This window comes from Methylocaldum sp. MU1018, from assembly GCF_053646775.1.
Window position 1 is genome coordinate 282,024 of record NZ_CM132195.1, and the last position, 24,359, is coordinate 306,382.

Annotated in this window: 25 protein-coding genes and 2 pseudogenes; 18 read left to right on the forward strand and 9 right to left on the reverse strand. The window is 62.3% G+C overall.

Annotation, left to right across the window (positions count from 1 at the left end):
• Positions 1-2 precede the first annotated feature (2 nt).
• The gene (locus tag ACWJKU_RS01310) at positions 3-1,547 is read right to left on the reverse strand and encodes a porin (RefSeq protein ID WP_454145232.1); all 1,545 of its coding nucleotides are present in this window, start codon (positions 1,545-1,547) and stop codon (positions 3-5) included.
• 475 nt (positions 1,548-2,022) lie between these two features.
• Between ACWJKU_RS01310 and ACWJKU_RS01315 the strand changes: the two genes are divergently transcribed.
• From ACWJKU_RS01315 to ACWJKU_RS01325, 3 genes are read left to right on the forward strand one after another with little or no spacing between them, the layout of a single operon-like run.
• Positions 2,023-4,047 carry a TonB-dependent receptor plug domain-containing protein gene (locus ACWJKU_RS01315; protein ID WP_454145233.1) on the forward strand — a complete coding sequence of 675 codons (2,025 nt, stop codon included), beginning with the start codon at positions 2,023-2,025 and terminating at the stop codon, positions 4,045-4,047.
• Between the two features lie 15 nt (positions 4,048-4,062).
• A complete protein-coding gene (locus ACWJKU_RS01320) occupies positions 4,063-5,397 on the forward strand; it encodes an ABC transporter substrate-binding protein (protein WP_454145234.1) in 1,335 nt (444 codons plus the stop codon).
• Entirely contained in the window at positions 5,397-6,752 is a 1,356-nt protein-coding gene (locus tag ACWJKU_RS01325; RefSeq protein ID WP_454147995.1) for a di-heme oxidoreductase family protein, read from the forward strand. The genes ACWJKU_RS01320 and ACWJKU_RS01325 overlap by 1 nt, the downstream gene beginning before the upstream one ends.
• Positions 6,753-6,978: 226 nt before the next feature.
• Here ACWJKU_RS01325 and ACWJKU_RS01330 read toward each other — a convergent pair whose 3' ends face one another.
• Entirely contained in the window at positions 6,979-7,410 is a 432-nt protein-coding gene (locus ACWJKU_RS01330) for a YcgN family cysteine cluster protein (RefSeq protein ID WP_454145235.1), read from the reverse strand.
• A 342-nt stretch (positions 7,411-7,752) separates the two neighbouring features.
• Between ACWJKU_RS01330 and ACWJKU_RS01335 the strand changes: the two genes are divergently transcribed.
• From ACWJKU_RS01335 to ACWJKU_RS01345, 3 genes are read left to right on the forward strand one after another with little or no spacing between them, the layout of a single operon-like run.
• A complete protein-coding gene (locus ACWJKU_RS01335; protein ID WP_454145236.1) occupies positions 7,753-8,667 on the forward strand; it encodes a D-hexose-6-phosphate mutarotase in 915 nt (304 codons plus the stop codon).
• Between the two features lie 5 nt (positions 8,668-8,672).
• The gene (truC, locus tag ACWJKU_RS01340; protein ID WP_454147997.1) at positions 8,673-9,482 is read left to right on the forward strand and encodes a tRNA pseudouridine(65) synthase TruC; all 810 of its coding nucleotides are present in this window, start codon (positions 8,673-8,675) and stop codon (positions 9,480-9,482) included.
• Positions 9,483-9,490: 8 nt separating this feature from the next.
• Positions 9,491-10,315 carry an NYN domain-containing protein gene (locus ACWJKU_RS01345; protein WP_454145237.1) on the forward strand — a complete coding sequence of 275 codons (825 nt, stop codon included), beginning with the start codon at positions 9,491-9,493 and terminating at the stop codon, positions 10,313-10,315.
• A 106-nt stretch (positions 10,316-10,421) separates the two neighbouring features.
• On the opposite strand, the gene ACWJKU_RS01350 is transcribed toward ACWJKU_RS01345, so the two are convergent.
• Genes ACWJKU_RS01350 through ACWJKU_RS01360 form a run of 3 tightly spaced genes read right to left on the reverse strand, consistent with a single transcriptional unit; the run spans position 10,422 to position 11,774 of the window.
• The gene (locus tag ACWJKU_RS01350) at positions 10,422-10,754 is read right to left on the reverse strand and encodes a DMT family transporter (protein ID WP_454145238.1); all 333 of its coding nucleotides are present in this window, start codon (positions 10,752-10,754) and stop codon (positions 10,422-10,424) included.
• Complete coding sequence (locus ACWJKU_RS01355; RefSeq protein ID WP_454145239.1) at positions 10,736-10,906, reverse strand: hypothetical protein; 171 nt, start codon at positions 10,904-10,906, stop codon at positions 10,736-10,738. Before ACWJKU_RS01355 ends, ACWJKU_RS01350 begins: the two co-directional genes overlap by 19 nt.
• Before the next feature lie 25 nt (positions 10,907-10,931).
• Positions 10,932-11,774 carry an REP-associated tyrosine transposase gene (locus ACWJKU_RS01360; protein ID WP_454145240.1) on the reverse strand — a complete coding sequence of 281 codons (843 nt, stop codon included), beginning with the start codon at positions 11,772-11,774 and terminating at the stop codon, positions 10,932-10,934.
• A gap of 81 nt (positions 11,775-11,855) precedes the next feature.
• On the opposite strand from ACWJKU_RS01360, the gene ACWJKU_RS01365 reads away from it, so the two are divergent.
• On the forward strand, positions 11,856-11,990 hold the full coding sequence (locus ACWJKU_RS01365; protein WP_276205406.1) for a hypothetical protein: 135 nt from the start codon (positions 11,856-11,858) through the stop codon (positions 11,988-11,990).
• Positions 11,991-12,059: 69 nt separating this feature from the next.
• Here ACWJKU_RS01365 and ACWJKU_RS01370 read toward each other — a convergent pair whose 3' ends face one another.
• Positions 12,060-12,479, reverse strand: coding sequence for a hypothetical protein (locus tag ACWJKU_RS01370; protein ID WP_454145241.1), 420 nt, complete (start codon positions 12,477-12,479; stop codon positions 12,060-12,062).
• A gap of 434 nt (positions 12,480-12,913) precedes the next feature.
• On the opposite strand from ACWJKU_RS01370, the gene ACWJKU_RS01375 reads away from it, so the two are divergent.
• The 6 genes and pseudogenes from ACWJKU_RS01375 to tnpC all read left to right on the forward strand — a co-directional run bounded on the left by ACWJKU_RS01375 (position 12,914) and on the right by tnpC (position 17,340).
• Positions 12,914-13,567, forward strand: a complete 654-nt coding sequence (locus tag ACWJKU_RS01375) for a molybdopterin-dependent oxidoreductase (RefSeq protein WP_454147999.1) — start codon at positions 12,914-12,916, stop codon at positions 13,565-13,567.
• Positions 13,560-14,114, forward strand: coding sequence for a c-type cytochrome (locus ACWJKU_RS01380; protein ID WP_454145242.1), 555 nt, complete (start codon positions 13,560-13,562; stop codon positions 14,112-14,114). The genes ACWJKU_RS01375 and ACWJKU_RS01380 overlap by 8 nt, the downstream gene beginning before the upstream one ends.
• A 278-nt stretch (positions 14,115-14,392) precedes the next feature.
• Positions 14,393-15,160 carry an enolase C-terminal domain-like protein gene (locus ACWJKU_RS01385; protein ID WP_454145243.1) on the forward strand — a complete coding sequence of 256 codons (768 nt, stop codon included), beginning with the start codon at positions 14,393-14,395 and terminating at the stop codon, positions 15,158-15,160.
• 99 nt (positions 15,161-15,259) lie between these two features.
• Positions 15,260-15,670, forward strand: a complete 411-nt coding sequence (gene tnpA, locus ACWJKU_RS01390) for an IS66-like element accessory protein TnpA (RefSeq protein ID WP_454145244.1) — start codon at positions 15,260-15,262, stop codon at positions 15,668-15,670.
• Positions 15,667-15,921 (forward strand): annotated as a pseudogene (tnpB, locus tag ACWJKU_RS01395) (IS66 family insertion sequence element accessory protein TnpB); the annotation flags it as partial. The gene tnpA and the pseudogene tnpB, both read left to right, overlap by 4 nt.
• Positions 15,858-17,340 (forward strand): annotated as a pseudogene (gene tnpC / locus ACWJKU_RS01400) (IS66 family transposase). The pseudogenes tnpB and tnpC, both read left to right, overlap by 64 nt.
• Before the next feature lie 243 nt (positions 17,341-17,583).
• Here tnpC and ACWJKU_RS01405 read toward each other — a convergent pair.
• A complete protein-coding gene (locus ACWJKU_RS01405) occupies positions 17,584-17,829 on the reverse strand; it encodes a hypothetical protein (protein ID WP_454145245.1) in 246 nt (81 codons plus the stop codon).
• A gap of 261 nt (positions 17,830-18,090) precedes the next feature.
• Here ACWJKU_RS01405 and ACWJKU_RS01410 point away from each other — a divergent pair, with 261 nt between their 5' ends.
• Together ACWJKU_RS01410 and ACWJKU_RS01415 are read left to right on the forward strand one after the other, a co-directional pair.
• On the forward strand, positions 18,091-18,891 hold the full coding sequence (locus ACWJKU_RS01410) for a motility protein A (RefSeq protein WP_454145246.1): 801 nt from the start codon (positions 18,091-18,093) through the stop codon (positions 18,889-18,891).
• Positions 18,892-18,927: 36 nt separating this feature from the next.
• The gene (locus ACWJKU_RS01415; protein WP_454145247.1) at positions 18,928-19,887 is read left to right on the forward strand and encodes an OmpA family protein; all 960 of its coding nucleotides are present in this window, start codon (positions 18,928-18,930) and stop codon (positions 19,885-19,887) included.
• A 23-nt stretch (positions 19,888-19,910) separates the two neighbouring features.
• Here the strand turns inward: ACWJKU_RS01415 and ACWJKU_RS01420 are convergent, their stop codons facing one another.
• Entirely contained in the window at positions 19,911-21,032 is a 1,122-nt protein-coding gene (locus ACWJKU_RS01420) for a CapA family protein (RefSeq protein ID WP_454145248.1), read from the reverse strand.
• Positions 21,033-21,558: 526 nt separating this feature from the next.
• On the opposite strand from ACWJKU_RS01420, the gene smrA reads away from it, so the two are divergent.
• Genes smrA through greB form a run of 3 tightly spaced genes read left to right on the forward strand, consistent with a single transcriptional unit; the run spans position 21,559 to position 23,827 of the window.
• Entirely contained in the window at positions 21,559-22,155 is a 597-nt protein-coding gene (gene smrA / locus ACWJKU_RS01425; protein ID WP_454145249.1) for a DNA endonuclease SmrA, read from the forward strand.
• 35 nt (positions 22,156-22,190) lie between these two features.
• Positions 22,191-23,282 (forward strand): phosphotransferase enzyme family protein, encoded by a 1,092-nt coding sequence (locus ACWJKU_RS01430; RefSeq protein WP_454145250.1) that lies wholly within the window; start codon positions 22,191-22,193, stop codon positions 23,280-23,282.
• 38 nt (positions 23,283-23,320) lie between these two features.
• Positions 23,321-23,827: a transcription elongation factor GreB gene (gene greB, locus ACWJKU_RS01435; protein WP_454145251.1), complete on the forward strand. Its 507-nt coding sequence runs from the start codon at positions 23,321-23,323 to the stop codon at positions 23,825-23,827.
• 69 nt (positions 23,828-23,896) lie between these two features.
• Here the strand turns inward: greB and ACWJKU_RS01440 are convergent, their stop codons facing one another.
• Positions 23,897-24,214 (reverse strand): hypothetical protein, encoded by a 318-nt coding sequence (locus ACWJKU_RS01440; RefSeq protein ID WP_454145252.1) that lies wholly within the window; start codon positions 24,212-24,214, stop codon positions 23,897-23,899.
• Positions 24,215-24,359 lie beyond the last annotated feature (145 nt).

Consider the following 24,359-nt stretch of genomic DNA (forward strand, 5'->3'; position numbering starts at 1 on the left):
GCTCAAAACTGGTACTGAAACCGGGTCAAGAAGACTTTCTCGGTCGGGCGATCCCGGCCTTGGGGTGCACCGCCGTCGAAATAGGTTTGGGCGTAATCGGCCATCAGCTTGATATTGGGGTTGAGATACCAGTTCAGGCCGAGCGCCCACTCGGTGGCCTTGCCGGCCGAGGTGGACGGGTTGGCGAAAGCGCCGTTGTACTTGAAGGTATCGTCGTCCACATCCAGTTCGCCCCAGCGGGCCGCGATCTGGAAAGCGCCGAAGGTGCCGGCGAAGGGATCGAAGTTCCGGGCCGGTTTGATCCCGAAGAAGGAATTCCTTTCGCCGGTCAGCACGTAAGAGGTTTGTACCTGCCAGGCGGTGTTGTCCTGGCGCACGGTTCTGGTGCCGGTACTGTTGGCCAGCCGTTGCGATGACATGACGTATTCGGTCAGCAGCCCGAACGGTCCCCAGTACCAATAAGCCCCGGGCGTGATCCGGTAGGCATCTCCGAAAGCAGTCACGTTCGGGTTGTAATTCAGGAAGGCCTGCTGCCCGGCCGTAGTCAGCCGGTTCAGGCTATGCCCCCGGGGCTGTCCCCAACTGCCGGCGATGTTGATGCCCAGGCCTTCCAAAGCCGGGATGCCGCTGTGCAGGAACGGGTGCGAAATGAGGCGGCCGGCGAACTCCTTGTTGTCGTCCTTTTCGCTGTCCACGTTTGCTCCATCGCGGGCGCCATTGAAAACGCCGAGTTCATAGCCGAAGAACTCCTTGAACACCGGCAATATCGTGTACTGCGTGGTATAGCCGGGATAGGCGATTTGGCCGTGCAGCATCACGCCGATGTCTCGCGCCGGCGTCAGGTTTTGGGTCAGGGCGCGTTCGACGAACGCGATGTTGGGTGCGCCCTGCTGGCGTTCCAGACCGTTGATCGGCGATCTGAATTTGCCCGCCATCAGGCTGGCGTACGGAAAATAGTGCAAATCGGCGAAGGCATCGAACAGGCGCAGATTGCCCAGGCCGAAGTCCGGCGAGAAACGGAAATCCGCCCATTTGAAAAAGGTGCCGTCGATGGTCAGACGGGCGCGGCGTATGGAGAATTTGTCCGAAATCGCATCGCCTGACGAATCGTCCATGAAAAAATTGCCGTCGCCCTGAGCATAGGCGCGGACGCTCAAGCGGTAGTTCTCGTCGGCGGATTTGACGACCAGGCCCTTGTCGCCGATGTCGACCTTGGGCGCATTCTTTGCCGCTTCCGCCGTCGCCTTGCGATCCTGCTCGATTTTCTTTTCGAGCACGGCGACCTTGTCGTTCAGAGCTTTTACCTCGCCGTCAGGCGCAGCGACGGGCCGGTGTCCGGGATTCGCTTCCTGCGTCTTCGCGGCGATTTGCTTGCGGAGCTGCCGGTTTTCGTTTTCCGATTGCTCCAGGCGGGTTTCCATTTCCATCAGGCGCCGCTCCATCGCCTGCATCCGTTCTTCCATGGTGGCCGCCGAAGCGCCGTCAGGCGCGGCGAGCAGTAAGCCGTGACAAGCGACGGCGAGCGCTGTTTTTCTTTTTGTCGTCACGAGAGGTATCCCCGCTTGATTTAGCCGGCAATCGGCGATCGCTCGTCGGGAGCCGTCGCCGATCGCGATGATCGTCATGTATTTCGGCGCCATTACCCCTTCCCCGGCACATGCCGTCCGAGCCGCCCCAAAAGTCCTCGAGTCTTGATTCGTTATTTCTTAATGGTTATAACGTCTGCCTCGCAAAAGCGAGGCCGTGGTCAAGGCGGGTGGTCTGCCGGGATTGGGCTTGATTGCCGCGTCCTGCCTGGAACAAACGCGGAGCGAGGCGTGCAAGTCGCAGAGCGTTCCGAGAAGGATGCTTTCGGTCGCGCTCCGTAATTTCTGCCTGCTTCACGTTATATAGAATTATACATAATGATAAGGGCGCTTGAGCGCGGGCGCCGGGGTCGAAGGTGCGACCCGAATGATGTCGTTTTTCGAACAAAAGGCGATTTTGCCGTCACATTTCGTGCAATTTGAACAAGGGGGCTCTATGCGATTTAGACAGCCGTGGGTGGCTTTGGGGATTTCTTTACCGTTTGCGGCAGCGTCCGCGCAGGACGAAAAAGCCGGCGGGGCGGCGAACGTGTTTACGCTCGGCGTGGTGGAAGTTTCGGGATCGAATCTCTTGTCGGAAACCAATCCGACGGTCGAGACCGTCACCGCGGAGGACATTCAGAAATTCAACCGTTACGACGTGGGGTCGGCGGTCAACATGCTGCCGGGCGTCACGCTGCAAAATCTCGGGGCGCGCAACGAACGACTGGTCCACGTGCGCGGGTTCAACTCGCGCCAGGTGCCGTTGTTCATCGACGGCATCCCGGTTTACGTGCCGTACGACGGCAACGTGGACCTGAACCGCTTCACCACCTTCGATATCGGCGAGATCGATGTCAGCAAGGGATTTTCGTCGGTGCTGTACGGGCCCAATACCCTGGGCGGCGCCATCAACCTGGTCAGCCGGAGACCCACCCGGCGACTGGAGGGCAATGTCGGCACGGGCGTGGGATTCGACAGCCATTTCGACTACAACTTCTATCAGGGTCACGTCAATGTCGGCACCAACCAGGGAACGTGGTACGCCCAAGGCGGGTTTTCTTACCTGGACCGCCAGTTTTTCCGTCTGTCGGAGGATTTCGAGCCTACCCGGAGCGAAGACGGCGGCAGGCGGGACAACAGCGGGAACACCGATTACAAGGGCAGCTTCAAGCTCGGCTATACGCCCAACGACACCGACGAGTATGCCATCAGCTATTACAACCAGAACGGGCGCAAGGATACGCCGCCGTATGCGGGCACCGATCCGACCGTATCGCCGCGTTTCTGGCGCTGGCCCTACTGGAACAAGGAAAGCGTGTATTTCGTTTCGCGCACCGCCTTCCTCGAGGATCACTATGTAAAAACCCGGCTTTATTACGACACCTTCGAGAACGCGCTCGACTCCTACGACGACGCCGCCTACACCACGCAACGAAGGCCTTTCGCTTTCGCCAGCAAATATGACGACTACACCTTCGGCGCCGGTCTCGAATACGGCACCACGATTCTCGACGATCATCTGATCAAGGCCTCTTTCAGCTACAAGCAGGACGTGCACCGGGAGGTCGACGACCTCAACCAGGGAACGCCGACCGAGCGCTACGCCGACCAGCTCTTTTCCTACGGGCTGGAAGACACGATCACCCTCACCGACCGTCTGAAGCTCTCCCTGGGCGTCAGCCACGACAGTCAGGACCAGCTCCAGGCTCGGGCTTTCACCAGCGGCGTATCGGAACGTTTCCCGCTGTACAACCGTTCGGCGATCAACGGGCAGGGCGGGCTGTTCTACGATGTGACCGACAACACGCAGGTGCATGCCTTCGTGGCCCGGAAAACCCGCTTTCCGACCATCAAGGACCGGTATTCCTTCCGGCTCGGTTCGGCCATTCCCAATCCGCAATTGGAGCCGGAAGATACCCTCAACTACGAAGTGGGTTTCGACAGCCGGCAAGGACCGGTAGAGTTCGGCGCGAGCTTTTTCTACAGCGACATCGCCAACGCCATCGAAAGCGTCACCATCGCGCCCACGGCTTGCAGCCGCCCGCCGTGTTTTCAGCTGCAGAACATCGGGAAGGCCGAGCATCTCGGCTACGAGGCGTTCGCGACCTATACGCTGGACGACACCTTGAAGCTGCACGCCAACTACACCTTCCTGGACCGCAACAACCGGACCAATCCCAATATCCGGCCGCTCGATACGCCCAAGCACAAGGTTTTTGCGTATCTCGAATACACGCCCTGGCAGTACACCCGGTTCATCGCCAGCACCGAGTACAACTCCAGCCGTTTCAGCAGCTCCGACGGACGACGGCAGGCGGACGCCTTCCTCATCGGAAATCTCAAGGCGGTGTGGCTGGTGCGCAAGGACCTGGACGCGGAGTTCGGGGTGAACAATGTCTCCGACGAAAACTACGCCTACGAAGAGGGATTCCCGGAACCGGGCCGTACTTACTTCATGAACGCCAATTTCAGGTTTTGAGCAAGGTGGCCAGAGATGATCAGAACGCTATTTCTTTTCGTTCTTCGTGTTGGACTCGGGTTCGGTTTGAGCACGTCCGCGGCCGATGCCGCCGAACGGCTGGTCGTGCTGACCGCCTATCCCGAGGACGTGGTTTCCCGTTATCAGGCCGCCTTCAAGAAGGTCCGGCCCGACATCGATCTCGAAATCATTTGGCGAAGGTCGCACGATGCCTTGTCTTATCTCCGGCAGGCTCAGCAGGGCGGCGTGGACGTCTATTGGTCCGCCGCTTATGCCAATTTTCTGGCCCTGAAGGCCGAGCATGCCTGGCGGAAGCTGGACGTCGATCGGGCCGGCGTTCCGGGACGGGCGGGCGAGGCCCCGATCGCCGATCCCGAGGGCTATTTCGCCGCGACCGAGATGGCCGGCTACGGTTTCGGGCTCAATCTCGAGTATCTCCGCCGGCATTCTTTGCCGAATCCTAAGACCTGGGAGGACCTGGCCAGGCCGGCGTTCGAGGGCCATCTGCTGTTCCCGATTCCGTCCAAGGTGGGTTTCGCGCCGATGCTGGCGGACGTGGTGCTCGAAGCCTACGGTTGGGATAAAGGCTGGGCGCTCTTGAGCGAAATCGCCGCCAATAGCGAATTGTTCGCACCCGGCGGACCGTTCATGACCGATATTCTGGCGAACGGAAAGAAAGGCGTCGCCGTGTCGATGGACTTTTTCTTCGCCTCGGCGATCGCGAACGGCGCGCCGTTGGCCTTCGCCTACCCCGATCGGGTCGGCTACTCGCCGGCCCATGTCGCTATCACGGCATCGACCGGAAAGCCCGAAGCGGCCAAGGCGTTCGTCGAGTTTCTCTTATCCCAAGACGGCCAAAAGATCCTGTTTCACCCGGATATCCGGAAACTACCGGTCCGGCCGGACGTGTACCGATCCGCTCCCGCTGGGTATTTCCGCCCGTTCGAGCAACCTGGAAACGGCTTCGGTTACGACGCCGCGCGAAATCTCGCCCGCCTGCCCCTGGCCAGCGCACTCTTCGATGCCGCCATCGCGAGCCGGCACGAGCGGCTGAAGTCCCTGTGGGCGCTGGTTCGCCGGGCCGAAACGGAGGCGAAGCGGCTCGGAAAGGCCGACATCCGGGAGAAAACGGCGCGGGCACGAGCATTGGCGGGCAGCGTTCCCGTCTCGGAAGCGGCAGCCGATGTGCTGAAAAATCAATTCAAGCCTCGGTCCGGACAGGGCGATGCTCAACACGGTGTCGACGCGGCAAAGTCCGCATGGCACGAATCGATCGAGCGCAACGCCGCCGAAGCGGAGCGCCTGGCCCGCGAAGTGCTTGAACGAGCGGGCCAGGGAGGTGGCGCGTGATGCGTCTCGCCCTCGTTCTTGCGCTATCGCTCGGAGCGGCTTCGGCGGCGGGCGCCGCGGAGACCTTGTCCGGCGGCAGTTTCACGGTGACGGACGACAGCCGGGAAGGGTATTCCCGCCCGAGCCCCGCGCTGAATCCGGAACGATTGCCCGAGTTCTTCAAGGGACGGGGTCTGTTCCGCCAAAGCTGGGTCATTCCCCCCGCCCAGGATATCGAGATTGCCGGGCTCGGGCCGCTGTACAACCGGATTTCGTGCGCCGCCTGCCATCTCAAGAATGCGCGCGGCAGGCCGCCGGACGGTCCGGACGACGACGCCGGCGGGCTGCTGATCCGTTTGAGCGTGCCGGGCCGGTCCGAAAACGGCGGACCGCGACCGCATCCGGTATACGGCGATCAACTGCAAAACCACGGCATTCCCGGCGTGGCGGAGGAGGGCAAGGTATCAATCGAGTACGAGGAGTTAGCCGTCACACTGGCGGACGGGGAGACGGTTTCTCTCCGAAAACCCAAGATCGTTCTGAGCGAACTCCGCTACGGACCCTTGGGAGATGATGTGCTGACATCGGCCCGCGTCGGACCCGCAGTGTTCGGGCTGGGACTGCTCGAAGCCGTGAGCGACGAGACCTTGCTGGATCTGGAGCGCCGCACCAAGCGGGACGGCATCGAGGGCCGCGTCAACCGGGTGTGGGATGCGGCAAGCGGGCGGGTTGCCATCGGCCGTTTCGGTCACAAGGCCAACGTGCCGAATCTTCCGCAGCAAATCGCCGGCGCCTTCCTGGGCGACATGGGCATCACCTCGCCCTTGTTGCCCGAGGAGAACTGCGCGGCAACGCAGAAAGACTGCCGCATGGCGCCCTCTGCCCGCCGTCCGGAACTCGCGCCGGAACAGCTCGATGCCGTCGTGCTTTATGTCCGGAGCCTTGCGGTGCCCGCGCGACGAAACCCGGACGATCCGGAGGTCGTGCGCGGCGAATCCATCTTTCGCGAGATCGGCTGCAACGAGTGCCACGTCGAAACGCTCCAAACCGGCCGTTTTGCGCCGTTGCCGGAGCTATCGAACCAGACGATTCACCCCTATACCGACCTTCTGGTCCACGATATGGGCGACGAACTCGCGGACGGACGGCCCGATTTCCTGGCAGGCCCGCGCGAATGGCGCACGCCGCCTTTGTGGGGTATCGGTCTGGCGGCGAGCATCGCCGAGCATACGACCTTTCTCCACGACGGCCGCGCCCGCAACGTCCTGGAAGCCGTGTTATGGCACGGCGGCGAAGCGGCCGTCGCGCGGGACCGGGTGAAAAGGCTGGCGAAGCCGGACAGACAGGCACTGCTGCGATTTCTCGATTCGCTGTAGGTTGCAAGGCAGGTCCGTTCGATCGCCCCAGGTCCCGGCGGGCGGCGCGCAGGATCAGTGCCGTAGTTCGCGATCGATGCGGTTCGCTTCGTTCACCGCATCCTACGCTCTGTCGACCGCGGCGCGGTCGAACGGCGGCATCGTTCCGGCGCTCCGGCCAGATCTGACTTCATCGGCGGATTCGCCGCGGGTGAAGATTTTCAGGCATGAGCCTTCGGCGCGGCCTTCAATCCATCCATTCGATGACATGATCTTCCAGGTCGTCCGCCTCGGATTCCGGTATCGCATAGCGGCGTATCGAAATCCCGATATCGTGCACGGTCTCGGGGTCGCCGCAAACCAGCGGATGCCAGGCCGGCAGGTCCTTGCCTTCCGCCAGCAGGCGGTAGGCGCAGGTGGACGGAAGCCAGTGGTATTGCGTGAAACCGGCGCGCAGGTCCAGGCATTCCGGAACCCGTGACGTGCGCTCTTCGTAGTGGGTGCAGCGGCAAGCCTCGATATCGAGCAGCCGGCACGCCACGCTGGTGAAGAACAATTCGCCGGTATCTTCGTTTTCCAGCTTGTGCAGACAGCATTTCCCGCACCCGTCGCACAGCGACTCCCATTCCTGTTCGGTCATTTCGGCCAGTGATTTTTCGCGCCAGAAAGGGTGTTTCATGCGTTCGGCGGTGCGGCTGGTTGATTCGGAAGGCTCATTTTAGTCGCAAAACGGTTCGGAAAGGTTCTCGCCGAATTTGCGCACCCCCGGCTTCGCCCCGGAAGAAGGTACGGGCAAACGCCGTTGCCGGCGCTTCATTAGCCCATTTTCCGCGAAAAAAATGTGACGTCTCTTGCAATGCCGACGTGCTTTTGCAATAAAGTTCGCCCCCGGCGAGCCGGTCCTGAATCGTTTCGGAACGCCATGCCGGCATTCGAGTCTTGCCCGCGGCCCGATTTGCGGCGGCAAGATTTGTCTAATGACTGAACCTCTTTGACCAACCCGACCCCGACAGGAGTATTTATGGACCCGAACGATATTCTTGCTTTAGACGCGCGCTTCGGCATCGCCGGCGAGGTCGTCTTCAAGGAAGGTCCGAACGGGCAGGGGGCGGTGGAAATCGGCAACGGCCTCGCTATGGCGAGCATCGCCTTGCAAGGAGGGCATCTGATGAGCTGGGCGCCGCACCGGGAGGAACCGGTCGTCTGGCTGTCGCCGCGGGCGAAGTTCGAGCCGGGCGAAGCCATCCGCGGCGGCGTGCCGGTGTGCTGGCCGTGGTTCGGGCCGCACCCGGGCGAGGCTTCCTTGCCGGCTCACGGCTTCGCGCGCACCGTGCCGTGGGAGGTGATCGAAGCGCAGGCGCTGGAGGACGGTTCGAGCCGCTTGGGTTTCCGTCTCGTCCCGAGCGACGAAACCCGCGCCCAGTGGCCGCATTCGACGCCGCTCGAACTTTACATGACCATCGGCACGGCCCTGGAGATGGTGCTGGTGACGTATAACGACGGACCTGCGCCGGTTACGATCGGCGAGGCTCTGCATGCCTATTTTCAAGTGAGCGATGTCCGCCGGATTGCCATACACGGACTGGACGGCTGTTCCTATATCGACAAGACGGACGAGGGCCGGCTCAAACGGCAGTCGGGCCCCGTGATCTTCTCGGAGGAAACCGACCGGATTTATCTCGAATCCAGCGCCGATTGCCTGATCGACGATCCGGGCTTGAATCGCCGCATCCGCATCGCCAAGCGGGGCAGCCGCTCCACCGTGGTGTGGAATCCGTGGGCCGAGAAGGCCGAGGCGCTGGGCGACTTCGACGAAGACGGCTATCTCCGCATGGTGTGCGTGGAAAGCGCCAACGCGGCGGACGACGCGGTGACCATCGCTCCGGGCGGGACCCATCGTCTCTGGGTGCGCTACTCGGTGGAGCCGCGGCATTGAGCGCGATGGCCGGGCACTGTCGCCCGTTTTCCCGAACGGAGGCTTCGAACCAAGCCGACCGAAGCCTGGAAATCCTTTATCGAGACGATTCGCTCGTGGCGGTGAACAAGCCCGCCGGCCTGCTCGTGCATCGGAGCGAGATCGACCGCCACGAAACCCGCCACGCCATGCAGATCGTGCGGGACCGGCTCGGCCGCCGGGTATACCCGGTCCACCGCCTGGACAAGCCGACTTCGGGCATCTTGCTGTTCGCGCTCGATCAGGATACCGCCCGGCGGATGACGGCATTATTCTCCGAAGGCGGCATCGATAAGACTTATCTCGCCGTAGTGCGCGGCCATACGGATGAAACCGGCGCCATCGATCATGCGCTGGAAGAGCAACTCGATCGGATGACCGACGCCGGCGCGCGGCGCGACAAGCCGGCCCAGGCGGCGGTCACGCATTATCGCCGCCTGGGCGTCGCGGAACTGCCGTTCGCGGTGGGCCGTTACCCGACCGCCCGCTATTCGCTGTTGCAAGCGTCGCCGAAAACCGGGCGGAAACACCAGATCCGGCGCCACATGAAGCATATTTTTCATCCGATCGTGGGCGATACCAGCCACGGCGACGGACGCCACAACGATTTCTTCAGAACCCATTTCGGCTGCCGCCGGTTGCTGCTCTGCGCGACCGGCCTGGCATTCGTTCATCCCGCCACGGGCGAGAGGCTATGCTTGAAAGCGCCTCTCGACGACTCTTTCCAACGCATCGTGAACGATCTCGGTTGGGCCGGCGTTTTGAGCGAAGCCCGCGAATCGGCCCATTCACAATAAAAAAGCCTATGAGCCATACACCCAAAACCCAGATCATGGCCTTGTTCTGCGATTTCGAGAACATCGCCCTCGGCGTGCGCGACGCCAAATACGCCGCCTTCGACGTCCAGAAAGTGCTGGAACGGCTACTGCTCAAGGGTAATATCGTGGTCAAGAAGGCTTACTGCGACTGGGACCGCTACAAGGAGTTCAAAGGCGGCATGCACGAGGCGGCCTTCGAGCTGATCGAAATTCCGCACGTGCGTCAGTCGGGCAAGAATTCCGCCGACATCCGCATGGTCGTCGACGCGCTCGACCTCTGCTACACCAAGTCGCACGTCGATACCTTCGTGATCATCAGCGGCGACTCCGATTTTTCGCCCCTGGTCAGCAAGCTGCGCGAGAACAACAAGCTCGTCATCGGCGTCGGGGTGAAAAAGTCCACCTCCGATCTGCTGATCGCCAACTGCGACGAATTCATTTTCTACGACGACCTGGTGCGCGAGGCCGCGAAGCCGCGGCCCAAGGCCAAGCGCGCGCCCGCCAAGACGGCCCGCCAGCCGGAACCGGAAGGCGAAAAGAAAGCCGAGGAAGACAAGAAACAGCAAGCGCTGGACTGGGTGCTGGAGACGGTCGAGGATCTTCTGGAAGAGCGCGGGGAAGAGGAAAAGGTGTGGGGCTCGATGGTGAAGCAGGCGCTGAAGCGGCGAAAACCCGGCTTCAACGAAAGCTACCACGGTTTCCGCACGTTCGGGAAACTGCTCGAAGAGGCCCAGGAACGGAAGCTGTTGAAGCTGGACTACGACGAAAAATCGGGCGGCTATATCATCAAGGGTACAAGCCGCGAGGATTAGGGACGCCGTTGTAGAGGTCAGGGCTGCTCAATACCCTTATAACGTTTGAATTCGGCGGCCTGCGCGGCTTTTTGCGCAGATCCGGTGGGATGATGGGTTGGACGGCTCATGAGTGAGAGACGGCCTTGGAAAACAGATTGAGAACAACGATGCCGGCCGCAATGAGCGACATGCCTATGACTGCCGGAAGATCAAGAGCTTGCCCATAGAGAGTCCACGCAATCAATGCTATTAGAATGATGCCGATGCCGGACCAGATTGCGTAGGCCACCCCAACCGGAATTGTTTTGAGCGCGAGTGAGAGGAAGCAGAAGGCCAACGCGTAGCCAATAATGACGATAACTGAAGGCCATAGGCGCGAAAAACCTTCCGATGACTTCAGGGCCGATGTGCCGACGACCTCGCAAACGATTGCTGCGGTCAAAAATATCCAGTGCATTTGCGGTAGCTCTCGTACAAGGCCATATTAAGGCCGGTTACCGTATCGCCGTCGACTTGGGCTTGGCGAAATTTTTCGACCTTGTTCAGCACGACGTCTTGCCGGCCCGCGTGGCCCGCAAGCTCAAGCCGGTGATCAACGCGCGTGATCATGGGGGGCAGGTCTTGCAAAATCACGTTACATCCCATGCGTGGATTCGTAGGCTTTCACCGCTCGACTCACGGTGGCGTAGTGCACGCCGAATTCCCGAGCGATGACTTTCATCGCATAATCGCCGGTGAGATAGGCCAGCGCCATGCCGGTGCGCGGATCGTCGACATATTCCGTTCGATAATGCGCCAACGGGCGCCGTTGCATGCGGGGGATTTCATCCAGCGGATGATCCGGCGCAAGACTGGATTGCATGCGCTCGATGAATTCAGGGCTACCCAGATAAATCTGGCCTTGCAGATGGTCCCAAATGCTTGGCAAGCCAACGCCGGCACGCACAAAATCAATATACCCGGCGATTGCCGGGTCGCGTTTCCGGCCAAACCGGCCCAGTAGCCAATGGGTTTGCAACCAGGCGGGCGCGGGCGCCAAGCCGACCACGGCCGCATAACTGCTCCACGGCCAATCCCCGACATCGCCGACCATCCCGGCGCGCACGGGATTCAGCACGACATAACGCGCCAACTCCAGCAGATAACTGTCCTTCTCCACCAGAATCGCCTTGTATCGCCCCTGAAAAACATGCCCGACGCGCCCGTGCGTCCGGTTTACCATTTGCGTATAAACCCCGTTGAGTTGGCGCATGCCTTGGGCGAGATTGCCCTCCGGCGTTTCAATCACCAGATGATAGTGATTGGACATCAGGCAATAAGCATGACAAACCCAGTTGAAGCGCGCGCAAACCCGCCCCAGCAACCCTAGCCAGGCTTCGCGGTCGGCATCGGAAAAATAAATGTCCTCGCGCCTATCGCCACGGGAAGTGACGTGATAAAGGCCGCCGGATAACTCGATGCGGAGAGGTCTTGCCATGACGGTAGATTACAGAGCGAGGTGTTGTTTTGCAAGACCTGACCCCCGTGCATGTGACCTCCGTGCATGCTGGAAAGACCTTTGAAATCAACAAACGTCGGTAAGATCGGCGGTCGCATCGAGCATCCACCCGAGCTGCGCCGCGAAAAGCGCGCGCCACGCTTTGCGGTCCACTCCTACGAACATGCGCGGGCGATGATGACTCAGGACATGTAGGACCTATACGACGTATAGGTCCTAGTTCACTGTTCCGTCAAGAAGTTGATGGTCAGCTCGGACCGCTGGTTAATCCGACTTCCAGGTGATCTGCGTGATGGCGTTCATGTCCTCGAATTTGTCGTCGTGGCACGACGGGGTCGAACTCGTCAGCGACAACGTGTGCGTGTCCTGCGACGTGACGAAGCTCATGTGGAGACTCCCTGACCCCATTCCCTTTGGCCCCTGGCCGAAGACATAAATGGCCGACTTGCGGGCGATCCCGTCGAAGTACTGGTAAACGATCGACATGACACACGCCCCGTTGTTGCCAACGATGATCTGGGACAGGTCGGTGGTGCCGTTGATCGACACCTGTGAGCCGTTGGGGTCGCCCAACGGCAGATTGCCGTAGGCCGTGCCCGACGTTTTCCCCGCGTCATTTGTGGTGAACTCGTACACCGTCGTGTTGATGGAACCACATCCTGTCGGATTGGTGTTGCTGCTCATAGTCATTCTCCTTTTCTTTTTCATAGATCCCGCCCGTCACCTTAGCCGGGCTACCGCTTGCAATTTATCACCCAGCGGAGGGAGCGGCACTTTCAGCCTAGGCCAGAATCGGTGGAATGCAAGGTTCGGCACGGTTGAATGATTCCGTGACAGAATAAAATGGTCGGGATGGACTGATTCCGTCACGAAATCACAAGGTACGAACATGACACGCGGTGGAAAGCGGCCCGGCGCTGGGCGAAAGTCGAAATGGGGCGCTGGAACGGTCACGATGCGGGTGCCGGTCCATCTGGTGGATGACTCCGGGCGTTTATCGAGCGGCGCATGGGCGAAGCTCACAAGGCGCCCGAGACCACGCCCGCACCCGAACCGTTGGAACTGTGGCAGGGTGACAAACAGGATAAGGGGGTCGGATAAGGGGGGCAGGTCTTGCGATCACGCGTGACCCTGACCCCGTTGATGACCCCGTTGACGTCGAAAAAGCCCTGGACGACGCCATGCTCGCGCTTTATCAGAACGGCGAGCGGCTGCGCCCGGAAAACGGTTATCCGCTGCGGCTGATCCTGCCGGGCTGGGAGGCGGTGCTCAGCGTCAAGTGGCTACGCCGCTTGCAGGCGGCGAACCGGCCGGTCATGGCCCGCAACGAAACCGCCAAATACACGGAACTGCTGCCGTCCGGCAAGGCCCGGCAGTTCACCTTCGTCATGGACGCCAAATCGATCATCACCTTCCCCTCGCCCGGCGAACATCTGCGCGGCCCCGGCCTCTACCAGATCAGCGGTCTCGCCTGGAGCGGCCGGGGTCGGATCGAGCGCGTCGAGGTGTCGGCCGACGGCGGACGCAGTTGGGCGGAAGCGGCGCTGCAGGAACCGGTTTTGCCGCAATGCTTCACCCGTTTCCGGCTGCCCTGGCGCTGGGACGGCTCGCCTCTGGTGCTCAAAAGCCGCGCCGCGGACGAAGCCGGCTATATCCAGCCGGAGCGCGCGGCGCTGATCGCGGAACGCGGGCGCCACGGCTATTTCCACTACAACGCCGTCGTCAGTTGGGCCGTGGCCGCCGACGGCAGCGTGAGCCATGTGTATGCGTAACCGCCGCCGCGGAAACGGGCCGCGGCGATGGGCTCCGGCGCTACTGTTGTTCGGCGTGTCGGCCGCGCTCGCCGCCGCGCCGGAAGGTCATCGCCTCGGCCGGCCCGCGACGCCGGAGGACATCGCCGGCCAGGACATCACAGTGTTCCCCGACGGCAGCGGACTCCCGCCCGGTCGGGGCAGCGCTCTCGAAGGCAAAGCCATTTACGATTCGGCGTGCGCATCCTGCCACGGACCCAAAGGCCTCGGCGGAAGCGCCGGTGAACTCGCCGGCGGCGGCTCTTTGACGGGTCCCCATCCGGACAAAAACATCGGCACTTACTGGCCTTACGCCACCACCCTGTTCGATTTCATTCGCCGCTCGATGCCGCTCGACGCTCCCCGCCGCTTGAACGAAAATCAGGTCTACGCCGCCACGGCTTACCTTTTGCACATCAACGGCATCATCGGCGAACGGGCGGAAATGAACGCCGACACGCTGCCTCGGGTCGCGATGCCGAATCGCGAGGGTTTCGTACGGATTTGGCGCGAAGAAAAATCGCCATGAAAACGCGGCCTCGGTCCGTGGGTATATCGCCGCCTCCTCCGGGAAACCGGGCTGATCGGCCGGGCGCTTTACCTCGAAGCCGGCCGCCGGCGTCCGCGGCACGGACATCGGCTGTTTCTTCGACGATCCGGTACATGAATTGCTCGGGCTTCGGGGCACGCAGTTTCAGAGCCTATATCACTTTACCGTGGGCCGTCCGATGATCGCCCCGCGCCTGGAAACCCTGCTGCCGCATGCTCGTTTGAACGCCGGACAACGACCGACAAACAGTAGAAACAATGAAGAAAAACCTCGAAATCGCACGACTCGACATCCATAAACTCGACGTGCCGCTGATTGCGCCGTTTACGATCGCCTCGTCGCGGCTGGATCATGTCCGTAACGTCGCGGTGCAAATCACGCTCGCGGACGGATCGGCCGGATGGGGCGAGACTCCGACTTTGCCGCCGGTCACGGCCGAGGATCAGGCGGTCGCGCTGAAAGCGCTATCGGACGAAGCCGACCGGCTACCGGGACGACAGGCGGGCGAATGGCGGCGGATTTCGGCCGAACTCCTCGAACGCATCCCGCATCTCCCATCGGTGCGGGCCGGCCTCGAGATGGCGCTGATCGACGCTTTGGCACGCAGTTGCAGGATTCCGCTATTCCAGTTTTTCGGCGGATTCCAAAACCGGCTCGCCACCGACATCACCATACCCATTTGTGCGGCCGAGGACGTGGAAGCGCTGGCTCGGCAATACCGCCGCGAAGGTTTCGAAATCCTCAAGATCAAGATTGGCCTCGACCGTTCGGACGATATAGACCGGCTCCTGGCCGTAAGGCGCGGGCATCCGGCCTGCCGTTTGATTCTGGACGCCAATGCCGGGTATTCGGCGGAAGAAGTGCTTGCCATGCTCAAAGAACTCCGCCTTGCCGGAATCGAACCCGCAATGCTCGAGCAGCCCGTCGCCCGGGAGGACTGGGACGGCCTTGGAAAGCTGGCACGGGAAGCCGGAGTGCCGGTGGCCGCCGACGAATCCTGTCGGACACCGGAGGATGCTCTGTAAGCGTCCGCCGGGGACCGTCTCGACGGGTTGAAAGGCTCAGGCGACACTGGTGCGAGCGGACGCATGGGGTGTCCGCGCACTCTTGAGGTGGACGCACTGATGACTCACGATGCTGACTTCACAACGGGCGTGGTGGCGATGGATACCTTGGGCCGGCGGCGGTTTGCGCCTGAGTTCAAGCGCGAACGGGTGAAGCGGACCCTACAGCCGGGCGTCTCGGTCGCGGGGATTGCGCTGGCGCATCGGATCAACGCCAATCAACTGTTCAAATGGCGCCGACAGTACCTTAAGGACCGGAACGCGCCGGCCGATCCGCCGGGGCCGACCTTATTACCGGTGGCGATGACGCCCGCTCTGGACTCCGCATTGGCCGTGCCGGCGCGTGAAGCCACGGTATCCGCTCCGCCGGGCACCATCACCATCGAGTTTGGGAGTACGCGGGTCCAGGTGAAAGGTTCCGTCGATGCGGCGACCTTGCGCACCGTCCTCGCGAGTCTCAAGGGCTCATGATCGCGCTTCCGTCCGGCACCCGCATCTGGATCGCTGCCGGGGTGACCGATCTGCGCCGTGGCTTCGATGGCTTGGCCGCCCTGGTCCAGACCCAGCTCGAGGCGGATCCCTTCTCCGGCCATATCTTCGCCTTTCGCGGGCGACGCGGCGACCGGATCAAACTACTCTGGTGGGACGGCGATGGACTCTGCCTGTTCGCCAAGCGGCTGGAGCGGGGCCGCTTCGTCTGGCCGCAGGCCACCAACGGCACGGTCTCCCTCACCCCCGCCCAGTTATCGATGCTGCTCGAAGGCATCGACTGGCGCCGCCCGATCCGCACGGCTCCCGTTCAGAACTGGAAACGGGCGATGCGGAACTCGCGGCGATCGTCGAACCCCGCGCGGCCGAGCGCCGGGCCAGGACGCCTCGGTCACTGCCCGACCATCTGCCGCGGGAAATCCATATCCACGAGCCTGACCTCGCGCAGTGCCCCGACTGTGGCGGTCCCTTGAAGCCCTTGGGCGAGGAGGTCGCCGAAATCCTGGCGTACGTCCCGGCCCGCTTCCGGGTGATCCGCCACGTCCGCCCCAAGTGCGCCTGCGCCCGCTGCGACCGCATCGTCCAGGCGTCGGCGCCGAGCCGGCCCATGGCCCAGGGGCTCGCGGGTCCGGGGCTCCTGGCCCATGTACTCGTCTCGAAATACGGCGATCATCTGCCGCTGTACCGCCAGTCGGCCATTTACGCCCGCGAAGGCGTGGACCTGTCCCGGTCCACCTTGACCGATTGGGTCGGGGAAGCCGCGGGCCTCCTCCACCCGTCGGCCTTGGCGATCCGCCGCCATGTGCTCGCCGGTCCGAAGCTGCATGCCGACGATACCCCGGTCCCGGTGCTCGCGCCGGTCAGGGCCAGACGAAGACCGGTCGGCTGTGGACCTATGTCCGGGACGACCGCCCGGCCGGTGATCTCACACCGCCCGCGGTGTGGTTCGCCTACTCGCCGAACCGCCAAGGCCAGTATCCCGGGACGCATCTGGAGGACTTCGAAGGCGCCCTGCAGGCGGATGGCTATGCGGGATTCAACGGGCTGTACGATACCGGCCGCGTGCGGGAGGTGGCCTGTTGGGCGCATGTCCGGCGCAAGTTCTACGAGCTCCACAAGGCCCACGGGAGTCCCTTGGCGGCCGAGGTGCTCCAGCGTATCGGCGCGCTCTATACCCTCGAAGCCGAGATCCGGGGCCAGTCGTCGGAGACCCGCGCCGCAGCGCGGCAAGCCCGCGCGGGTCCTCAGCTTGAGGCGCTTCAAACCTGGCTGCACACCACGCTGACACAGGTCTCGAAAAAGTCGGCTCTAGCCGAGGCGATCCGCTATGCCCTGACGCGCTGGCCGGCACTGACCCGGTATCGCGATGACGGTCGTCTGGAGATCGACAACAATGCCGCGGAACGCGCGTTGCGGGTGGTGGCGCTCGGCCGGAAGAACTATCTGTTCGCGGGCTCCGACGCCGGCGGCCAGCGAGCGGCGGCGATCTACACCCTGATCGGCACGGCCAAACTCAACGGCCTCGATCCGGAGGCGTACCTCCGGACCGTGCTGCCCGCATCGCCGAGCATCCGGTCAATCGGATCGACGAACTCTTGCCCTGGAACCTCGCCGATCAGGTGACGGAACTGATCCAGCCCATCGCCGCTTGACGCCGTCAACACGGTAAGGCTCGGACGCTTACGTTTATTACGCGCCCCGGCCGATCTCGGAAAGCAATCCTGCCTTGATGTGCCGGATCGATGAGTTGGTAAGTGTAAAACCTAACTTTGTGTGAATTTCGGAGCGTTGAACAGACCCGTTATCGGTGCGACTCAAGCTGCCCCTGCATCCGACATACGTTCCGTACGGAATGCCGTTAAGGCGAGATGAAAATGCTCTAAAGCATCGTCCCTTCACCAGGGCTTGCCGAAATACACCGGACCCTGAAAACCGCGTCTTCTGTATTCGCGCTCGATTTCTCTTTTCAGCGCCGTCGGAATCTCCGATAGTTCCAACGCGATCAACTGGTATTCCAGATAAAAGAACGCCGCGCGCGGATCGCCCAATGTCAGATTGTCGATGTACGTTTTGGCGATCGCCGGCCACCGTTTGGTGTCCGGAAACGGGATGATCTGAGCGGTTGAGCGGGTCGTGTTCACTGTCGGCCACCTCGCTCGATTCGACTTCGGCGGAGGCCGCTTGGTTCACGGCGGATCTCCGACCCGGCCGGCGCGCCGATCTTGCCATCGACGCACCGGCAGCGATTGCCGGTCCTGGCAAGCCGCTGCCGCCGGCTCGTGTCAAAAATTCGACATGAGCCCGGCGAAAGTCTCCAGGCCGCTGATTGTAAAAGAAATGGCCGATAGGAACGGAATCTGCATGGACGTTTCCGGTAAAAACCAAAATCGGGCGGAAGCATCATGAAAGCCGTTATCGTAAACATCTTGATCGGGTCGGGGCTGTTCGGCCTGTTCGTTCTTCTCTTGTGGGCCGATCCGTCGGGCCGGTATTTCAATATTTCGGGGCTTTTTCTGGTGGTCGTCGGAACGTTCGCCGCCACCGTTCTGGCGCATTCGTTTCGCGGCGTGACCGATTTGTTGCGCCAGTTGCGGAGCAAGCTCGGAAGCAAGGCTTCGATGGCCAGCGACGATCTGGATATGTTCTTGCGCGTCGTGGATGCCCATCGCCAGGGCGCCGTCCGCGCGGCCGAGCAGGCGGCCAAGCGGCTGCAGGAGTCGCTGCTTCGAACCGGCGCGGAACTGGTGATCAGCCGCACCCCGCCGGCCGACCTGAGACGGATGCTGCAATGGAAGATCGGAGCGCAGCGCGAGCGGGATCAGGCCGAAATCCAGATCGTCCGCACCATGGGAACTTTCGCGCCCGCCTTCGGCATGCTGGGGACGCTGTTCGGCCTGATCGGGATGATGTACGGCCTGGACGCCAATCGCATGGAACAGATCGGCGAGGCGATGGGCTTCGCCATGCTGACCACGGTGTACGGGCTGGTGCTGGCCAACCTGGCGCTAAAGCCGCTGGCGACGCGCCTGGAGCGGCGCGCCAAGGAGAATCTGGCCTGGGCGTACGTACAGATGGAATCGGTGCTCATGCTGCACGACCGCTGCCATGCAGCGATGTTCCGGGACTATTGGCAAGCGTTCTTCGACCGGCCGGAGGCGAGCGAGCCGGTCGATGCGCTCCCGCTCAGCGTGGTCAAATCGTAGCCGCGGGTTTTTACTATGTCCTCGAACGAAGCATCGGTGCTGACGCATTCCCGGCGCACGGCCGCCGAGCGGGATGTCCTGATCGATCCCTGGCAAGCGGCGGCGGACGAACACCCGTCCGAGCAGGGCGGCTGGCTGCTGAGCTATCTCGACGTGATGACCTTGCTGTTCTCGTTTTTCGTCATGCTGTTCGCCTATCAAAAGGCGCTGACGGTGGCGTCGAAAACCGTCCCTGCGCAAACGGCCGCGGCAACGGCCCCGATTCCGGTGTCTCCCGCGGTGGTGAGGGTGTCGAAGACGGTTACGGCGGCTTCGGGCCCGGCCGCCCGGCCGCTGCAAAAGGCCGCGGACGCCGCCCCGAAAGCCGCGGCCGAGATCAAGGTTCAGCCCGCTTATCCGGTGCCGGCGGCGTCCGCGGCCGGGACGAATCCTTTGGCGCGGCAAGCCGAGGACGCGCCGGCTTGGACCGAACCGTCCGGCGAGCCGTTTCCGCCGGTTTCCGGACACGGCTGGATAGCCGAAGCCGGCGACGCGGCGGCAAGCGCGGCGGCCTCTCTTTCACGGGCGTTCTCCGATGCGGAATTCGACGGCGCGGTCGAGATTTCGGCGGCCGGCGGGGAAGTCCGCCTGGAGATCAGCGACGCGATTCTGTTCGACCTGGCCAGCGCCGAGTTGAAGCCTGAAGGCGCGAGCGCACTGGACCGACTGGCCGGCGTGCTCGGCGCTCAAGGCGGAACGATCGCGGTCGAGGGGCATACCGACGACCGCCCCATCGCGACGGCGAAATTCCAGTCCAATTGGGAGCTGTCGACGGCCCGGGCCAGCGCCGTCACCCGCTATTTGATCGCGCACGGCGTTCCTCCCGGGCGCTTGCGCGCCGTCGGCCTGGCCGACACCCAGCCGCGCGAGGCCAACGATACGCCGGCGGGCAGGGCCAGGAATCGGCGCGTGTCGATCGTGATGTTCCTGCCGCGCGAAGGCGGCGTGAGAATCTGAGCGCGGTCGGTCGAATCGTTCGATCACCGCCGGCGCAGGATCAAACGCCGGTCGTCGGACGCTTCGACGGCTCCGCCGAACTTGCCGCTTTCCCGGTCGAGCCGGTCCCGTATCCAGCGGAAGTCTTCCGCGGAAGGCCGGTTCAGGCGAAACCGCCGCATCTGCAGCGGGACCATTTCGAGGCTCGTCAACTTTCCGTCGGCGGGGTTCACGGTCGGAAAATACATCAGCGCCAAATCGTCCCGGAACGATTCGTAGCCTTCGATGCCTTCGTAATCGTTGATGAAATCGCCGCAGCCGTAGAGGATGAGTTTTCCCCGATAAACCTCCACGGCTTTGGGGTGATGGGACGAATGGCCGTGGACGATATCGACCCCGGCTTCGTCGATCAAGGCATGCGCGAAGCGGCGTTGCTCGTCGGGAATCGCGTAGCCCCAGTTGCCGCCCCAGTGTATCGACGCCACGACGATATCCCGCTCCCGTTTGACGCGCCTTATCCGAGCGGCGAGCCGCCGCGCCGTTTCGGGCGATAAGTCCGGCAGTCGGTTCACGCCGGGTTTGTCGTCCGCCGCCGCCCATTCGGGCGGAATGCCGCTCGAATCGCAACCGAAGCCGAAAACCAGCACGCGCCCCTTTCCGGCCCGATCCAGAATCGCCGGGGTTTCCGCTTCCCGGCTGTCGCGGCCGGCGCCGGCGGTTGCCAGCGACGCGTGCTGTAAGGCGTCCAAGGTATCGGCCAATCCTCGATAACCCCAGTCGAGCACGTGATTGTTGGCCAGCACGCAACAATCGACCCGGGCAGCGGCGAGGCAGGGGATGTTGGCGGGATGCATCCGGTAGTTGATGCCTTTGCCTTTCCAGTAATCGTTACTGGCGGTGATCGCCGTTTCCAGGTTGATCACGCGAACGTCCGGCCTGGCGCGATCGAGTTCGGCGAGGGCTTCGCCCCAGATGTAGGAAAAACCGGCGGGCCGCGGAACGAGGCCGTTGAGCCGTTCGGCCAGCTCGACGTAAATTTTCGCGTTCCTGACATAGGGCTCGTACAGGTCCGGATTGCCGGGATGCAGTAAGACCTGATCGATACCCCGTCCGGTCATGACATCGCCGCACAGAAACAGCCTGATGCGGTTTGGGTTCGGCTCCATGAATGCAACCTCCTTCCCGTGGCATTGTCGAAACGGTTCGCGGGCGACGAGCAGGCCGAGCCCGGCACTGCCGGAGCGGATGAGAAACCGGCGGCGACCGCGGTTCATAAATCTAAAAGCCGCCGTTGAATCTTCGAAATGACCGCAAGGCCACGTCAGCCGTCGCATGCCCTCACCCTAACCCCTCTCCCAAAGGGCGAGGGGCCAAACGCCCTTCTCCCGACCTTCAAAACACCCTCTCCCTTTGGGAGAGGGCCGGGGAGAGGGTTTAGGGCTTTTCAGGTCGTTTCCAACGGCCGGATTTGGGATAAAGCATCGTCTCCTATCGATGGGATCGGCCTGACGCAACCGCGCCGGGAAATCCTCCTTGTCCGTCGGCAAAGTTTGTTATGCTCTAACCGCGACTCCCGCACCGGTTCCGTCCACCGACGGGCGAGGCTGGGTACGGATCGAAGCGAGCCGCAATCACGACGACGATGGTCAAACCCGTCGCAAGAACTCGGCGTTTAGATCGAGGTATAAAGATATGACCGACGACGACCTAAAATTATTTCAGCAAGAAATGGCCGATGTCCGGCCCATCGATCACTCCGGCCGCGCCGTCCTGACTCACCGCGAGGCGCCCACGCCTGGCCAGCTTTACCGGCGCGAATCGGCCCAGCGCGGCGCCGCCTTCGACGAAAGCCGGCTTCCGACCGCGTTTGTAGAATTCGTTCATCCGGAAGCCGTCATCAGCTTCAAGCGCGACGGCATTCAAAACGGCGTCTTTCGAAAATTGCGACAGGGAGGGTATGCCGTCGAGGCCATGCTGGATTTGCACGGCCTGACGGTGGAGCAGGCGCGCCGCGAAGTGTATCGGTTCATCCGCGACTGCGCGCGCCACGACGTGCGGTCGGCCTTGATCAGCCACGGCAAGGGGCGCGGGAACAAGGAGCAGAAGCCTTTGCTGAAAAGCTACCTGGCGCGCTGGCTGCCGATGTTCCCCGAGATCATGGCTTTTCACAGCGCGCAGAAATGGCACGGCGGCGCCGGCGCGGTGTATCTCTTGCTGCGCAAGAGCGAGAAACAGAAAGAGAAGACCCGCGAACGCCTGGGGCTGTCCTCCGGCAAGCCGGTTCCCTGAGTTTTTCGGCGAAACAAGGAGACATCCGGACGATCATGGATTTGAGCGACATCGCGAACCGCGTCGCCCGCCGGTTCGTGGCCGAAGGCGCCGAGCCGCGCGTCGAGCCTCTGGGCGACGGACTGATCAACGATACCTTTCTGGTTGCTGCGGAATGGCCGGGCGAAGGGCGATTCGTTCTTCAGCGCATCAATCGGCGGGTGTTCCCCGAGCCCGGATCGATCATGGAGAATCTCCGGGTTCTGCTGGGCCACGTCCGGAAACGCCAGGCCGCTGCCGCCGATGTCCGCGATCTGATATTTCCCGAAATCCGGTCCACCCGAGAGGGCGCGGGCTTCTGGGTCGACGGCGCCGGCGATTTTTGGCGCGCTTTGAGCTTTATTCCGGATACGCGGAGTCATAACACCTTGCAGGACGCCGCCCAGGCGGGAGAAGTGGGATATGCCCTGGGCCGGTTCCATGCCCTGACCCGCGACCTCGATCCCGGCTCGTTGCGCGACACCTTGCCGGGATTTCATGTCGCGCCGCATTATCTTGCCCGGTTCGATCGGGTCGCGGCCCGGGGTCTGGCCGTTCCGGACAGCGCGGAGCTTCGCTTCGCCCTGGCTTTCGTGAATGCCCGCCGTCCGGTTTTCGCCGTGCTGGAAGAGGCGAGGCTGCCGCTCAGAGTCATCCACGGCGATTCCAAGCTCAACAACGTGCTGTTCGACGCGCGGAGCGGACGCGCCGCCGCCCTGATCGATCTCGATACGGTGAAACCGGGGCTGGTGCATTACGATCTGGGCGATTGCCTCCGCTCCTGTTGCAACCGGTCGGGCGAAGCGGCCGGCGATGCCGCACGGGTCGGGTTCGATCTCGATATCTGCCGCGCCATTCTTCGGGCTTATTTCGCCGAAACCGGAACCTTTCTGACGGCCGTCGAGCGCCGCTATTTGTACGATGCGATCCGGCTGCTCCCGCTGGAACTGGGGCTGCGGTTCCTGACCGACCACCTGGAAGGCGACCGTTATTTCAAGATCGAGCAACCGGGGCAGAATCTGCAGCGGGCCTTGGTCCAATTCCGTTTGGCGGAAAGCATCGAGGCACAGGAAAAATTCGTCCGGGCCGTGATCGACGAACGGCCTTGATATACTTTCCCGTTCGAAATGAGTCACGGGATCCGATCATGGCGCGCTGGCGACCTCCATCTTCCAAATCCTCGCCTTACATTACCGCGGAAGGCGCGGAGAAGCTTCGAGCCGAGCTCAAGGGGCTGTGGGAACGCCGCACCGACGTGACCCGGCATCTTTCGGCCGCCGCCGCCGAAGGCGACCGCTCGGAGAACGCCGAATATATCTACCGAAAGAAAGAATTGAGGGAGATCGACAGGCGCATCCGCTATTTGCAGAAGCGCCTGCCGGAACTCAAAGTCGTCGCCCAATTGCCGTCGGACCGGGGGCGCGTCTTTTTCGGGGCCTGGGTGACCCTTGAGAACGCCGACGGCGAGGAATCCACGTACCGTATCGTCGGCCCCGACGAATTCGACCCGCAAAAAGGCTGGATCAGCGTCGATTCGCCGATGGCCCGTTCTCTGCTCAAGAAAGCGATCGACGACGAGGTGGTCGTCGACACGCCCGCGGGACCTCTTCGGTGCGTGATCGCGGATATCGACTACGAGCCGGAGAAATCCTGAAACCGCTTAGGGATCCAATGCGCCGGCAATCAGGCGCCGCTCGTATCCTGTCGTAATCCTTCGAACGCTTCATCCGCCCAGCTTTTTCTTCCGTTCATCAATGTACGCGCGGTGTTGGGCTCGGATTTTGTCCCGCTCCGCCTTGTCTTTCGTGCCATCCAGCTTGAGCAGATATTCGCAGCGATCTTTCTCGCTCATGAGTTCCGCGCCGTAGATGTGCGAGTACACCTGAACGGCGCGTGCCTTGTCGGTCAATTCCTGAACCGACTCGCCGAACTGTTCTTCCTGCTGCGCCTCTTCCATGCTGCGTTCTTCGGCGGACAGAACGGCAGAGCCGGATAACAGCAAGAGAGCCAGGGAAGGAGCTATGAATCGTTCCTTTTGCATGGTGCGCTTCCTTAACGAATGAGGTGAGAAACCGAATAATCAAGGCTCCGGGACACGACGATTCCGAGTATGGCGCCGGATCGTTGGACGGAGTCGATAAGGATTTAGAAGAGCGCCCAGGCCGGAAGTTCTTGCTGGACGAGCG